Origin of the sequence: Mucilaginibacter endophyticus (genome assembly GCF_003351025.1) — a bacterium.
GTDB classification, from domain to species: domain Bacteria; phylum Bacteroidota; class Bacteroidia; order Sphingobacteriales; family Sphingobacteriaceae; genus Mucilaginibacter; species Mucilaginibacter endophyticus.
Window position 1 is genome coordinate 358720 of sequence record NZ_QPCG01000002.1, and the last position, 14264, is coordinate 372983.

The window sequence follows — 14264 nt, forward strand, 5'->3', positions numbered from 1 at the left end:
TAAAAGTTAAGAAATGAAAATGATAACGGATATTACCCAAAACGAGAATGCACCGTTAACCGATGATTGTTTAACAAAATTGGATGCATATTGGCGTGCAGCAAATTATTTATCTGTTGGCCAGCTTTACTTGTGCGATAATCCGCTGCTGGATGAGCCTTTAAAGATAGAGCATATAAAAAAGATGCAATTGGGGCACTGGGGAACCACACCCGGTCAAAACTTTATATACACACACCTCAACAGGCTTATTAACAGGTACGACCTAAACATGCTTTATATTTCCGGTCCCGGGCACGGGGGGCCTGCTGTAGTTGCAGGCACCTACCTTGAGGGTACTTATAGTGAAATATATCCCGAAGTTAGCCAGGATAAGGCTGGGATGAGAAAACTATTCAAACAGTTTTCATTTCCCGGTGGTATCTCCAGCCACGCCTCGCCCCAAACACCGGGATCAATGCACGAAGGAGGAGAGCTGGGTTATTCGCTAAGTCACGCGTTTGGCGCGGTGCTTGATAACCCAGACTTGATAGTTGCGTGTGTAGTTGGCGACGGTGAGGCCGAAACCGGGCCGCTTGCAACTGCCTGGCACTCTAACAAATTTCTAAATCCGCTTACCGATGGTGCCGTATTGCCCATTTTGCATCTCAACGGCTATAAAATATCTAACCCAACCGTATTAGCCCGTTTACCTCACGATGAGCTGGAACAGCTATTTTATGGTTATGGTTATAGCCCGATATTTGTTGAAGGATCAGATCCTGAATTTATGCACCAGGCTATGGCGGCAGCCTTGGAGCAATCGATTCATTACCTTAAGCAAATTAAATATAATGCCGCCGAACACCCCGGAATGGAGAGGCCAAAATGGCCGATGGTTATTCTGCGGTCACCCAAAGGCTGGACAGGAACTAAAGTTGTTGACGGAAAACAAATAGAGGGTACGTTCCGCTCTCATCAAATCCCGCTTACAGTGTCACCAGCTTTCGAAAGCCATTTGCAAATGCTTGAGAGCTGGATGAAAAGCTATCGGCCTAAAGAATTATTTGATATCGACGGCAGCTTGAAAAAAGAGATAGCGGAGATAGCACCGAAAGGGAACCGCCGGATGGGGGTGAACTCTCATGCTAACGGCGGGCTATTATTGAAAGAACTCCGCCTTCCGGATTTCCAGCAATACACCGTAAATGTACCTGCCCCTGGTGTTGCGGGGGAGGGTGATGTACACGTATCCGGACGTTTTTTACGGGACGTTATATCCCTTAATCCCCAAAATTTTCGCGTTTTTGGTCCGGATGAAACGGTTTCGAATAAACTGGAAGCTGTTTTTGAAGTAACCAACAGGCAATGGAATGCCGATGTTGATTCAAATGATGAATACTTGGCTGCAACCGGAAGGGTAATGGAAATGTTAAGTGAACATCAATGCGAAGGCTGGCTGGAAGGATACCTGCTTACCGGCAGGCATGGCCTGTTCAACTGCTATGAAGCATTTATTCATATTGTAGATTCGATGTTTAATCAGCATGCCAAATGGCTCAAAATGACCAGCGAGATCCCATGGCGAAGAAAGATAGCTTCATTAAATATACTGCTAACATCTACCGTTTGGCGGCAGGATCATAACGGTTTTACCCACCAAGACCCGGGTTTTATAGATCATGTGATCAACAAAAAATCAGAGATTGTGAGAGTTTATTTACCGCCCGATTCTAATTGCCTCTTATCTGTAATGGATCATTGCCTGCGGAGTAGTCATTATGTAAATGTTATGGTGGCTGGAAAACATCCTTCCCCACAATGGTTGAATATGAAAGATGCTGTAGATCATTGTACAAGAGGAATAGGGATTTGGGACTGGGCGAGTAATGATCAGGACTGTGATCCGGATGTAGTAATGGCGTGTTGCGGAGATATCCCTACACTGGAAACCCTTGCTGCGGTATCCATTCTAAGGGAACACCTGCCGGATTTAAAAATAAGGGTTGTAAATGTAGTTGACCTTTTGAAGCTCGAAAGGCAATCCGGGCATCCTCATGGCTTGAATGATCATGATTTTGACGCGCTATTTACTGCCAATAAGCCTGTGATTTTTGCTTTTCATGGATATCCATGGCTTATTCACCGGCTTACCTATAACCGCACCAATAATAATATTCACGTAAGGGGATACAAGGAAGAAGGTACAATTACCACCTCATTTGATATGACTGTTTTAAATGAAATGGACAGGTTTCGTCTAACTATCGATGTTATAGATCGCGTGGCTACACTTGGCAGTAGGGGCACATATTTAAAACAGAAATTAATGGATAAGTTAGTTGAGCATAAACAGTTTATCTATGCTCATGGTGAAGATATGCCCGAGATAAGGAACTGGCAATGGAAAGTGGGAAGTAAATCATAAAAAACTGCAAAATGTTTTCGTGAAAACATTTTGCAGGAAAAATTACTTGATTCAGTACGGGTAATTTGAAGGTGAGAGTGGGAGTTTTGGCTGATTTTGACTCTGTTCAATCATTTTTCACGAGGCTATCCTGAAGCGCTGAAATCAGGCGGAACCGTAAGACGAAAGAAGGCGCAACGCTCCCTGAGTATGCCCCATGACTCAAGCCGCTTTGGCTCCTGTTCGGTTTTTAAAATAGGCCCAACGTTTCTTTCGGACGGTCCCGGTATCCCAATTCTTCGTTGCAACCTAATTCTGGATGCTCCTTGCTGTTATCTTTAAAGACAGAATAAACTATCCATAGTACTACTAACGGCGAGATGAGATATAATGTTACAATAACAAGGTAAGCGTATCCTAAGGTAATCAGAGCTATATAAACAAATAGGTAAAGAGTCGCGAGGCCGATGATTACTGTACTTTTCATGGCTTATAATTTGATTTTATTTTGAAATAAAAGGTATTAAGAAATGTTTCCAGGCATTCAAGTTACGTTAGTAACGTTTTTTTAAGCCGTACGAAAGTTCGGTAAGAGGGTGAGTTTATTCCGTCAGCTGGCAGCTTTCTGGGAGTTTCTCCTTATTGGTCGTTCTGCTATTGTTTTTCACCACTCTTTTTATACATACTTAGTAATACCCGATTATATTACTTCCTGACGAAAAGCGAGCAATGACCATCCATTATGATATCCTCTTAACCAGGCCATCGAAGCGTTCCTTTGTGATGACCGCTATTGCAGCCTCTGAATGGGAGTTGGAGCAATTATAGAAGGTTTCAGTCAACCGAAACAAGGCTTAAATAAACTTGACTGACAAACAACTTCACCTCACGCATAATAAGCTTAATGAACTTTGAGAACCTCATCGTTGCATTGATAAATGCTTTCTTATACCTTTCTTCCAACTTAAGAAACACTTATTTTTGAATAAATCACCTACCTATGAGCGTTACATACTTCAGACCACGCGATCGATTCGATTTTGCGCAGGATACCCTGGATATCGGCAATCCATTACAATGGGACAGGTCTCATTTTCTAAAACACTTTTTTAAAAGAGTGTTTGCCATTCGAGAAGATCAGATAGATGAATTTTACAAGCGCCATCTGGCTTATTATCTGTCTCAATATCCAGATGGTACAGAAGAGATCTTCTTTAAATATTTTTGGTCACTCATTGAAAGACAATTAAAAGTGTTGTTAGGTACTAATATTTATGATGAGCACCATTTAAGGAATGAGCGGGAAATCGTACGATTGCAAAAGTTTACGTCAATGCTGATTTCGCTTGACCGTTGGAACATTTACAAATCAAATGATGCAGTAATAGCGCAGCAGGAATCAGAAATATTGGCACTTAAACAAGAGGTAACTCAATTGAAAGCCGATCTCAGGAAAGCCACTGCGCTTGAAACCGAAGGTTATATTAATATTCCGGAAGGATATCGAAATGCCGTTTTGCACCTGCACCTGCAAATGCAGGAACTTAAAACACCTGAAGGGAGGGAACTCATGTTTTCCCAAACGCAAAGCGTCTGGATGAAAATGATATGTAAGTATTTCCGCGAAGGAGATAAGGCGATCAACTACGAAACCATACGCCGTTATTTCCCGAGTGACAAGCGGGAGCCGGGAGATAAACACGCCGATATTCCTGCAAAAGCAAAGCTATTTACGATCAACCCTGCGAAAAAGAGAAGCTGATTTTTTCTTTTGCCGGCAAATCAGCTGATTGTTTACTAATACAACATCAAGCTGTCAACCAGTATTTTACAAGCACTTTCACCTTTCTCCAAACTACTCCATTTTAACCATGCAGTTCTGCATGGTCAAGAAATCTATTCTGTACAGCACACATTTGTTCCAAAACAAATGCTATGCAGATAATCAATCAAGAAGCTCTTAGCCTGTGCATACGCCAGGCAGTGAGAGCAGAACTACAGGAACACTTCGAAACGGGCGGTAGCCAGCTGCCCAATTCAGAAAAACTTTTATCCAAGCAAGAACTCGCCGCCGAACTCGGCGTGTCTCTCGTTACGCTTACTGACTGGATGAAAAAAGGCTTACCCTATTTGCGCCTGCATAAAAGGGTGTACTTCAGAAAAAGTGAAGTACTTAATGCCATGCAACAGACCATTAACGATTAAAAAAGGAGGAACAGATGAATGTGGAACTAATCACTAAAGGGGATTTACTGGAATTTAAAAGCGATCTGCTTAACGAGATCAAAAGGATCATACAGCCTGGACAGGCAAGTACAAAAAAATGGCTGAAGAGTGCAGAAGTAAGAAAGCTGTTGGGAATATCGCCCGGAACGCTTCAAAATCTTCGGATCAACGGCACGCTGCGTTTTACCAAAGTAGGCAGCATCATGTACTACAAGTTGGAAGACATCAACAAGATCCTGGAAGGAGAAGGCAAATGAAGCTGCAAAAGGAAATTGTCAAAGAGCTGGCAGCGTACGCCAGCTTGCTTAAGCGCATGGAGAAAGATAGCCGGTTGCTGCCAACTCACCTTAGCTTGTTTACCGGTTTGTTTGTTTGCTGGCAGAGGAACGGTTTTATAAACCCATTTAGTGTGACCCGGAAAACGCTCATGGCGTTTTCCAAGGTTGCCTCGATTGCCACTTATCACAAATGCATCAGGGAACTGGATGAGTATGGTTATATCCGATATCAGCCGTCCTATCATCCAAAGCAGGGCAGCCTGGTTTACTGGCCGGAAGCACAAGTAGTAGCAAAAAAGGATGGTGTCTGAATCCGCGCAAAACTTCGTTTTGCAACATTGGAATAACACACCGCAAGCGGTATGCAGCGCTTATACAGATAGCGCGTTATATGGCGGAGAAATCTACGACCCGAAGGGAGCGAGTTAATGTTTTTGCTTCACAAAAACCCGGATACACCCCGCTGGGGTGATCCGGTAACTCGCTCCCGTTGGTCGGTTTGGGAAGAAGTTTTAAGAACGTGATTTTATGACAGGATCAACTGAAAAAGATAAATTACAGAAAAAGCGGTTGCCGGGCAGACCGAAAAAAACGGTCAGCCGGAGCGATTTCCTGATGGTACGTTTAACGCCGACTGAACGTGTCCTGATCGATGGCAGGGCAAAGAAGGCCGGGTTGAGATCCAGTGAATGGTTCCGAAGGGCGGCAAAAAGCGCGAAAGTTTTTCCGCGATTTACAGTAGAGGAAACCGGTTGGTTCAGGATGCTGGCCGGGCTTGCCAATAACCTTAACCAGTTGACACACCTTGCTCATGTAGCCGGCCTTTTTTCCCTGGCGCTGAAATGCCAGGCTTTGCTTAAACAGATCGAGGAGTTATTAACTAAGATCAGCCATGATAGGTAAACCAATAACCGGAAGAAGCTTTGGCGGCTGTGTCCGCTATGTGGTGAACAAACAGGATGCAAAGATCATTGCTGCCGAAGGCCTGCGGATGCAAAGTGCCGGTACGATCACCCATGATTTTAATTTGCAGAGAAAGTTGCGGCCGGAATTGGGCAAAGCCGTAGGGCACCTGGTTTTAAGCTGGAGCAGGGAAGATCTGTCTAAGTTGAGTGATGACATCATGGTGGAGCGGGCTAAAGAATACATGGATAAAGTGGGTATCCGTAACACCCAGTTCGTTGTAGTTCGTCACCATGACAGGGAGCATCCGCATTTACATGTGATTTATAACAGGGTAGATAATAACGGCAACACCATTACCGATAAAAACAACTTTGCCAAAAATGTCAAAGCCTGCAAGGAGATCACACTTAAGCATGGGTATCATTTGGGGGAAAGCAAGGAACAGGTGAACAGGCAGGCCTTAAAAGGAAAGGAGAAAACCCGGTATGAGCTTTTTGACATCATTAAAACAGCGCTTAAACAATCAAGTGACTGGAAACAACTGGAAGCGAATTTACAAAAGCAGGGTATTGGTATCGCTTATAAATATCGGAGCGGTAGTGATGAGGTGCAGGGCATCTCTTTTGAAAAAGGTGATATCAAAATGAAAGGATCTGCTATTGACCGGAGTTTGAGCTACGCCGGGATTAATATGCAGCTTAACCGGAATCTACAGGCGCAGCAGGAACATATAGTAAGCAAAGTAGATTCACCTTCATTAGCCGACCAGTTAAGGGAAGCGATCAGGCTACGAGGCCAGGCTGATCACGTGCACCTTCAAACCGGCGGTAAAGGCATTTTGGAAACTTTGCTGGAACCGCAGTTTGTTGCCGGTCCGCCCGATCCGATGGGGGATGCGGATATAGCCAAAAGGAAACGAAAGAAACATGAAGCGGAGCATTCCCAGTCACAAGGGATAAGCAGGTAGCGTGATTGCAAAAAAAGATTATTTAAACTATTAAAACTTAGGTAGTATGCAACAGGAAGAACTGGAGGAAAAAGTAACGATGCTGGAGGAACTGATACAAGGGTTGATTCAAAGGATAACCATAGTAGAAACCGATATGCCGGAGTTTCTGAAGAGTTTTTTAAGTCAATACAAGGAAACATTAGACAAGATAGCCAACAGGATCGAAACGGCTAATAAACGTTATAATGATAAAAAGATCCAGCAACAGATGGATGAATTAAAAGGTGTGGTTTCACGGGTACCAAAAGTAATTGATGTTAAGAACAGTCATCATTTCGGAGCATGGTCAAAAAGCCTGATTATCGGAGTTGTGGTAGCTTTTGTTATTACTGCCGGATCGTTTGGAACTGCTTTATATCTCAATCATCAAAACGATCGGCTAAACGAGGAGGCTTATAATTTCTGGTTGGTCAGGGCGATGTATCCCAATACTGCGGATGCGATCATTACTGAATTACATAATGATCCAAGTGCTTTTATTGCAAAGGCAGAAAAAGCAATGGAAAAGCAACAGGCAATTGCTGCCGCTAAAGCTATTGCCGATCAGGCAGACAAGGATCAGAAAACGGCGAGGGATAACCTAAAGAAAGTACGTTCAGCTAAGTGAGCACGCATTAACATGTTTTTTTGATAGGAGGGGATGGCCATGCGGCTGAGGCAGGCGGCTTCATTACACCACGCGCTTCGCTCCGGGTTCCATTACGCCGCCAGCCTCGCCACCGCACGCTCAGGAGTGTATTCGTTCCTCATACACACCTGCCTTTCCCGCGCACGAGTAGTAGGTTAGTCACAGCACCGCAGTCACAAAATTAGCTACGCAGGAATACAGTCAAGGGTATATAAATCCCGATGATAGGATCGGGACCCTTGACAGTTTTCCTGCTAACAGCTCCGGTTGTTTAAGCGGTGATATGACTGGGTGCGTGCTTTATCAAAAAGTATTGTTAATAGGGGAGGTTAATAAGCGCACTTCAGAAATTGCTAATTTAATCCTTAACGTTGTATTTTAGTATGATTTTGATAATGCCTTGGCTTATGTCATTAAATAAATTCCAAATTATGTAACATTTACGTTGCGTCGCCATTTTCAATGTTTTGATAAAGGCAAATGATTATTATTGTTAAATAAATGTTAATTTAATATTAACATACCAGAAAGCAAGATGGATATCAAAAGGACGCTTAAACTGATCACCTACACCTTTGCAGTGTTGATGATTTTGTTGCGCCCTTTTTGCGCCTACAGGATATCCATGAACTCGTTGCTTGTTAAAGACCCTAACCGGATGCTCGCCTCACTGCAACGTGTGATCAAGAAAAAGGAGACGCATGCGGAAGCAGCTGAAGACGCGGCAGAGATTACGGCTGACGGTAGTATCGTTATGCTGCCGTTGCTGTTCGTACTATTGACCAGATTTAATTTATCCTGGTTGCTATCCCGATTAAAATGGAATAAGTTAAACAGTCGTTTCTCAACAATATTCCAGGTATCACCCAGCAATGATTACTATTGTTGGATCTCCCGTTTTCAAATCTGAATAATAGCTATCTCAGTTAGTTAAAGTTTCCTTATCCATCGCCCTGCGAGGGTTAGGCAGTCTATTGTTTTGTGCCGTGGTTTAGCGCACACACAAAATTTAAACAGGCCGGGAAACATACTTATTCAACTATTTATCATCCTGTTCATTCAACAGTATTTATGACATCTTATTTTTTAAAGGCTACGCGTTTGTGCGTAACCTTATACTTGCTGACTTTTGCCATTGCGGCAAAAGCACAGGTACAAAACACTTATACACTTGAGGCACTTGTTGATGCGGCTAGAGCTCATTTGCCACTTCTGCTTCAAAAACAGGCCCTGGTGAACAGCGCGAAAGCTAATGTTACTGATGCCCGAAATAGCTTTTTACCCAAATTGAACATTGGTGATGAGGTGACAATTGCTTCATCTAATGATGTAACAGGCACCTATCTGCCTTTTGGAGGTATTATCCATGCTACCTCCGGTAGTATTCGGTCCGGGAATAATTACGCAGCTCAAACAGGTAACATAGCTTCAGTTTATGCAGAATACGATCTCGTTAACTTCGGGCTGCGCGGCGCTAAAGTAAATAACGCCATCGCGTATGCCGATGTGCAGCAGGCCGATTTTGATAAAGAGAGCTATGTGATCAAATTGCAGATTGGCAAACTGTATTTTAATATGCTCAAAAACCTGTACCTGTTGCAGGTAGATCAGCAGAATATTAATCGTTACCAATCTGTTTACACCATTATTAGCGCGCTTACCGGGAGCGGGATCAAGCCAGGTGCCGATTCCTCACAAGCGAAATCCGAGCTGTCAAAAATTCGCGTCAGCTACAACCAGCGGGAGGGGCTGATCAAGCAGGCCAGGCAGCAATTGAGCTTTTTAACCGGCATCAACGCTGCTGATATCAATATTGATACCGTCCGTAAAAACGATGACCCGCAGACGAGATCTTTTTTTAACAATTTGCCGGATACAACCAATAACCCGCTCTTGGCTTATTATGTGAAACAAAAGGCGCTTTTTCAGAGTGCTGAGACTTTGGTCAAAAAAAGTTACCTGCCTAAGATTGTGTTGGCTGGCGGTGGATGGGCGAGGGGATCGAGCATTGCGTATGGCGATGATTACCGTTCATTAAATACCGGCCTCGGTTACCAGCGCTATAACTATGCAGCAGGTGTTGCCATTACCTACGATCTGTTTAACGTGGTGCACAGAAAAAATAAGATTGCTGTAAATCACTATCAAACACAGGCTGCCGATTTTGACCTGAAGCAACAGGTGTTGGCACTGCACAATGCACAGGCCCAGGCAGATGAAGCAATCAAAACAGCTGAGCTAAACCTCAGGGAGTTGCCGGTTCAATTGCAGTCGGCAACAGATACCTACAACCAAAAAGTAGCGCAATATAAAGCCGGGGTTATTAACCTCATCGACCTGACAAACGCTTCCTTCCTGCTTTACAGCGCCCAGGTCAATTATGTGGAAACCCTGAACGACTGGTATAGCGCTAACCTTGATAAAGCCGCATCCGGCGGTAACCTCGATTCATTTATTCAAAACATTAAAAGATAGATCATGGTAAAAGCAGCATTAAAAAGGCCCATCACCATACTGGTGCTATTTGTAGGCCTGCTCTTATTCTCCGTTATATCCCTGCGGTCGGTACCTATTGATATATTCCCAAGCCTTAATTCGCCTACAGTATATGTTATCCAGCAATATGGCGGTATGAGTGCAAGGCAAATGGAAGGCTTTTTCTCCACCAAAATGCAGGACCACTTTTTATATGTTGATGGCCTGAAAAGCATCGAATGTAAAAATATACAGGGCCTTACGCTCATTAAACTGTCCTTTTATGAAGGTACGGATATGGCCGAAGCATCAGCTGAGATTGCCATACAGGTAAACCGGTGTTTGTCGTTTTTTCCTCCAGGCGCCTTACCGCCTGAGGTAGTGCGCTTTGATGCTTCTTCACTTCCCATTGGCGAGCTGGTATTCAGCAGTAATGCCAAATCATTGAACGATATCTTCGATATGGCAGGTACGCTGATCCGTCCGCTGTTTGGTAAAGTCCCGGGGCTTTCAGCGCCACCTGCATTTGGCTCTAACGCGAGGTCAATCATCCTGAAAGCAGATCCGCAGAAACTCAGGGAGCTGAATATCTCTCCCGAACAGGTAGTAGAGGCGTTAGGCCGAAACAACGCTATGACACCTTCGGGGAATGTTCGAATTGATAGCACGATGTTTATTTCATCAGTAAATTCCCAGGAAGAAAAAGTTAAAGATTTTGCGGATATCCCTATTATCAGCAACGGTGTAAATACCATTTATGTGCACGATGTTGCGAAGGTTGAAGATGCATCTGACCTCGTGGTGGACTATGCATTGGTAAACGGTAAACGTTCCGTGTACTTCCCCGTAGTAAAAACGGCCAGCGCCTCTACCTGGGATGTCGTACAAAACCTGCGTAAGGAGCTGCCCGAGATGCAAAGCCTCCTGCCACCGGATGTGCATGTGAGCTACGAGTTTGACCAAAGTGTATTCGTTATCAACTCTGCCAAAAGTTTAATGACGGAAGGCATTCTTGGCGCTATACTGACCGGTCTCATGGTATTGCTGTTTCTGCGTGACTGGCGGAGCAGTTTAGTGGTGATCATTACTATCCCGGTAGCGATTTTAAGTGCGGTTTTCTTCCTGAAAATGGCCGGGCAAACCATTAATATCATGACCTTGAGCGGCCTTGCCCTTGCTATCGGTATATTGGTTGACCAGGCAACGGTTACCATTGAAAATATCCACCAACACTTTGAGATGGGCAAAAGTAAAAAGCTCGCGATCCAGGATGCCTGTACCGAAATTTCGTTTCCCTTGTTACTCATTTTGTTAAGTATCCTCGCAGTATTCGCACCATCGTTTGTGATGAGCGGCGTGCCCAAAGCGATGTTCCTGCCGCTATCGCTGTCTATTGCTTTTGCCATGATCGTATCGTACATAGCCGCGCAAACGCTGGTGCCGATCATATCCAACTGGATCTTGAAAGCGGAGATGTTCCAATACCATCATGCGGGGTTTCATGCCCACGCTGGTTTGGATCTGGATGACGACGAAACCGCGGAGGTAAAACTGCATACCGAACAGGATATCAAACACCCGGAAGAGAACGACTTTTTTCAGCGCATAAAAGTTGGCTTGCTGAATAAGCTGAACAAATGGATGCTCAAACGGAAGCCTATTGTGATACTTTACCTCGTTGTTGTATTTATGTTGACAGGTATCGGTTTTGTTGTTATCGGGAAGGACATGTTGCCTAAATCAAATGCGGGACAGTTACAGTTAAGGGTGCGCGAACCGGATGGAACCCGCCTCGAAATCACTGAGCGCAATGTGAAAAGTATACTGAAGATCATCGATTCGGCAGTTCATGGTAATGTGGCGATATCTTCAGCATTCGTTGGCCCGGTATCTGCCAACTACGGGCACAGCAACCTGTATGTTTTCAACAGCGGCTCGCACGAGGCAGTGCTACAGGTGCAACTGGATGAAAGCTATAAAATTAAAATGGATGATCTGAAAGATCAACTGCGGACGGCCATTGGCGCAAAATTCCCCAAGGTAAGATTGTCTTTTGAGCCCATCGAGTTAACGGAGAAATTGATGTCGCAAGGCTCGGCAACACCAATCGAAGTGCGGGTTGCCGCCAAAAACATCAGCGATATGGCGGGGTATTCAGCCAGACTGGTAGATAAGTTGAAAGCCATTCCTTACCTGCGTGATGTGCAGGTTGCGCAGCCCTTAAAATTTCCGACAATCAATATCAGGCTTGACCGGCAGCGTCTCGCCCAGTTAGGATTGAGCATTGAAAACGTGTCTAAAAGTATTTCGGATGCTACTGCGTCAAGCCGGTACACGCTCAAAAACTTATGGCTGGATAACAACAAGCAGTACACCTATAACACCGAGGTACAGGTGCCGGAATACATGATGAACAGCATAGAACAGCTTCAGGCTATACCCGTTGTGCCCGGCAAGCCAAGGCCATTATTGTCGGATATCGCAAGCGTAAATATCGATTCACTTCCGGGCGAATACGATCGCTCAGGTCCGCGGAGGTTTTTAACCATCAACGCCAATATCTACAAAAAAGATCTTGGCACTGCAACTGCCGCTGTACAAAAAGCCATTGACGAGATGGGGACACCGCCACAGGGCCTTGTTGCCGAAGTTAGGGGTATGTCATCTTTACTTACCGAAACGCTGGGTTCTCTGCAAAATGGCTTGCTGGCCGCTGTAGTTGTGATACTACTATTACTTACGGCCAACTACCAATCGTTTGGTTTAGCGGTTACTATTCTGTCTACAGCCCCGGCAGTTTTGCTGGGTTCTATAGCCATGTTGTTGCTCACCGGTTCAACGCTTAACCTGCAATCGTACATGGGGATCATTATGTCGGTAGGGGTGTCGGTAGCCAATGCTATCCTGATCGTTACCAATGCCGAAACGTTAAGGATGGATTATCGCGATCCGTTCAAAGCGGCCTCTGTAGCGGCGAGCATAAGGTTAAGGCCTATTTTGATGACCAGTTTGGCCATGATAGCCGGTATGATACCCATGGCCAGCGGCCTGGGCGAATCAGGTGATCAATCAGCTCCCTTAGGCCGTGCGGTGATAGGTGGTTTGATAGCCTCTACCATTGCTGCCCTTTATATCGTGCCCCTGGTGTATGGATGGGTGCAGCAAAAAGCATCCTACAAAGACGCGTCATTATTAGCAGAATCTGAAGTCGAAGAAAGAACCATGGAATTGGTATCCTGATCTCTCAAAATTTAAATTATGAATATTAAGCAAATCCTATTATTAAGCGCCCCGATAGCTATGCTATGGGGCTGCACAGAAAATAAAGCATCGGAAAAGAAAACAGAGGTTTCTATTCCTCATTATGCCCTGGCTAAAGTAAGCCAAACCAGTATGGAGCAAACTGTAAAGCTGCCTGCGCAACTTTCAGCTTACCAGGAAGTGAGCATTTTTCCAAAGGTTAATGGCTATGTTAAGAATGTAGCGGTTGATATCGGCACAAAAGTGAATAAAAACCAGTTGCTGATGGAGGTTGACGCGCCCGAGATACAGCAAGCCTTATTGCAGGCTAAGGAAAAATATGCCCGCGCAAAGGCTGATTATAACCTTGATAAGGAGAATTACTTTCGTTTAAAAACGGCCTCACGCACTGCCGGGGCTATTTCGCCAATGGATCTGGCTACCGCCAAATCAAAAATGGAGGCTGATAGTGCCCTGTGCAATGCCGAAAAGGCAAGCTGGCAAATGCAGCAGGCCATGAACAGCTATCTGCATGTTACTGCACCTTTCAGCGGGATCATTACTGAACGTAACACCCATCCGGGAGCGTTGGTGAGTGCCGAAGCTAAAGACGAACCCATGCTGGAACTTAAAGAAGTAGATCACCTGCGCTTACAGGTTGATGTGCCCGAAGCCCTGGCTTCAGCGTTGAAAAGCAGGGACTCGGTAACCTTTTACCTGTCAGCCATGCCGGGAAAAAAGATGGCAGCTACTGTAAGCCGCAAAGCCGGTAGCGTGAACATTCAATACCGTACAGAACGTGTCGAATTGGATGTTCCGAATAAGAAAGCTGAATTATCTCCGGGTATGTATGCCGAGGTTAACTTTAAGGCTAAAGGTAATTCTAATGCTTTGACGGTTCCGAAATCGGCCGTTGTCACATCAACTGAGCGGAAATTTGTGATAGCTGTACGCGACGGAAAAACTATAAGGGTTGATGTAGCTACAGGTATCGAAAACAAAAACAACATACAGGTAGTTGGTAATTTGAACAAAGGGGAAAAAGTAATAGCTTCAGCCACAGACGAAATTGAAGAAGGGATAGCGGTTAAATAACCGTTATCCGCCTTAAATTGT

General features: G+C 44.6%; 13 protein-coding genes. 12 read left to right on the forward strand and 1 reads right to left on the reverse strand.

Annotated elements, in window-relative coordinates; genetic code table 11:
- Nucleotides 1-13 precede the first annotated feature (13 nt).
- A complete protein-coding gene (locus tag DUL71_RS08955; RefSeq protein WP_114937782.1) occupies nt 14-2407 on the forward strand; it encodes a phosphoketolase family protein in 2394 nt (797 codons plus the stop codon).
- Nucleotides 2408-2636: 229 nt separating this feature from the next.
- On the opposite strand, the gene DUL71_RS08960 is transcribed toward DUL71_RS08955, so the two are convergent.
- Nucleotides 2637-2873, reverse strand: coding sequence for a hypothetical protein (locus DUL71_RS08960; protein ID WP_114937783.1), 237 nt, complete (start codon nt 2871-2873; stop codon nt 2637-2639).
- Between the two features lie 513 nt (nt 2874-3386).
- Here DUL71_RS08960 and DUL71_RS08965 point away from each other — a divergent pair.
- From DUL71_RS08965 to DUL71_RS09015, 11 genes are all read left to right on the forward strand, one after another.
- Nucleotides 3387-4148: a hypothetical protein gene (locus tag DUL71_RS08965; RefSeq protein WP_114937784.1), complete on the forward strand. Its 762-nt coding sequence runs from the start codon at nt 3387-3389 to the stop codon at nt 4146-4148.
- A 173-nt stretch (nt 4149-4321) separates the two neighbouring features.
- Nucleotides 4322-4591, forward strand: a complete 270-nt coding sequence (locus DUL71_RS08970; protein ID WP_114937785.1) for a helix-turn-helix transcriptional regulator — start codon at nt 4322-4324, stop codon at nt 4589-4591.
- Nucleotides 4592-4605: 14 nt separating this feature from the next.
- Nucleotides 4606-4869: a helix-turn-helix domain-containing protein gene (locus tag DUL71_RS08975; RefSeq protein ID WP_114937786.1), complete on the forward strand. Its 264-nt coding sequence runs from the start codon at nt 4606-4608 to the stop codon at nt 4867-4869.
- On the forward strand, nt 4866-5201 hold the full coding sequence (locus DUL71_RS08980) for a hypothetical protein (RefSeq protein ID WP_114937787.1): 336 nt from the start codon (nt 4866-4868) through the stop codon (nt 5199-5201). Before DUL71_RS08975 ends, DUL71_RS08980 begins: the two co-directional genes overlap by 4 nt.
- Before the next feature lie 217 nt (nt 5202-5418).
- Complete coding sequence (locus tag DUL71_RS08985; RefSeq protein ID WP_114937788.1) at nt 5419-5793, forward strand: MobC family plasmid mobilization relaxosome protein; 375 nt, start codon at nt 5419-5421, stop codon at nt 5791-5793.
- On the forward strand, nt 5783-6763 hold the full coding sequence (locus tag DUL71_RS08990; RefSeq protein ID WP_114937789.1) for a relaxase/mobilization nuclease domain-containing protein: 981 nt from the start codon (nt 5783-5785) through the stop codon (nt 6761-6763). The genes DUL71_RS08985 and DUL71_RS08990 overlap by 11 nt, the downstream gene beginning before the upstream one ends.
- 46 nt (nt 6764-6809) lie before the next feature.
- Nucleotides 6810-7412, forward strand: coding sequence for a hypothetical protein (locus DUL71_RS08995; protein WP_114937790.1), 603 nt, complete (start codon nt 6810-6812; stop codon nt 7410-7412).
- Nucleotides 7413-7968: 556 nt separating this feature from the next.
- Nucleotides 7969-8343 carry a hypothetical protein gene (locus tag DUL71_RS09000; RefSeq protein WP_114937791.1) on the forward strand — a complete coding sequence of 125 codons (375 nt, stop codon included), beginning with the start codon at nt 7969-7971 and terminating at the stop codon, nt 8341-8343.
- A 161-nt stretch (nt 8344-8504) separates the two neighbouring features.
- A complete protein-coding gene (locus DUL71_RS09005) occupies nt 8505-9908 on the forward strand; it encodes a TolC family protein (protein WP_114937792.1) in 1404 nt (467 codons plus the stop codon).
- Nucleotides 9909-9911: 3 nt separating this feature from the next.
- Complete coding sequence (locus tag DUL71_RS09010; protein WP_114937793.1) at nt 9912-13148, forward strand: efflux RND transporter permease subunit; 3237 nt, start codon at nt 9912-9914, stop codon at nt 13146-13148.
- 18 nt (nt 13149-13166) lie between these two features.
- Complete coding sequence (locus tag DUL71_RS09015; RefSeq protein WP_114937794.1) at nt 13167-14243, forward strand: efflux RND transporter periplasmic adaptor subunit; 1077 nt, start codon at nt 13167-13169, stop codon at nt 14241-14243.
- The last annotated feature ends 21 nt before the right edge of the window (nt 14244-14264 follow it).

Excerpts from the sequence above, each read along its gene's own strand:
- DUL71_RS08955 (WP_114937782.1), top strand. The coding sequence starts at position 14 with ATGAAAATGATAACGGATATTACCCAAAACGAGAATGCACCGTTAACC.
- DUL71_RS08960 (WP_114937783.1), bottom strand. The coding sequence starts at position 2,873 with ATGAAAAGTACAGTAATCATCGGCCTCGCGACTCTTTACCTATTTGTT.
- DUL71_RS08965 (WP_114937784.1), top strand. The coding sequence starts at position 3,387 with ATGAGCGTTACATACTTCAGACCACGCGATCGATTCGATTTTGCGCAG.
- DUL71_RS08970 (WP_114937785.1), top strand. The coding sequence starts at position 4,322 with ATGCAGATAATCAATCAAGAAGCTCTTAGCCTGTGCATACGCCAGGCA.
- DUL71_RS08975 (WP_114937786.1), top strand. The coding sequence starts at position 4,606 with ATGAATGTGGAACTAATCACTAAAGGGGATTTACTGGAATTTAAAAGC.
- DUL71_RS08980 (WP_114937787.1), top strand. The coding sequence starts at position 4,866 with ATGAAGCTGCAAAAGGAAATTGTCAAAGAGCTGGCAGCGTACGCCAGC.
- DUL71_RS08985 (WP_114937788.1), top strand. The coding sequence starts at position 5,419 with ATGACAGGATCAACTGAAAAAGATAAATTACAGAAAAAGCGGTTGCCG.
- DUL71_RS08990 (WP_114937789.1), top strand. The coding sequence starts at position 5,783 with ATGATAGGTAAACCAATAACCGGAAGAAGCTTTGGCGGCTGTGTCCGC.
- DUL71_RS08995 (WP_114937790.1), top strand. The coding sequence starts at position 6,810 with ATGCAACAGGAAGAACTGGAGGAAAAAGTAACGATGCTGGAGGAACTG.
- DUL71_RS09000 (WP_114937791.1), top strand. The coding sequence starts at position 7,969 with ATGGATATCAAAAGGACGCTTAAACTGATCACCTACACCTTTGCAGTG.
- DUL71_RS09005 (WP_114937792.1), top strand. The coding sequence starts at position 8,505 with ATGACATCTTATTTTTTAAAGGCTACGCGTTTGTGCGTAACCTTATAC.
- DUL71_RS09010 (WP_114937793.1), top strand. The coding sequence starts at position 9,912 with ATGGTAAAAGCAGCATTAAAAAGGCCCATCACCATACTGGTGCTATTT.
- DUL71_RS09015 (WP_114937794.1), top strand. The coding sequence starts at position 13,167 with ATGAATATTAAGCAAATCCTATTATTAAGCGCCCCGATAGCTATGCTA.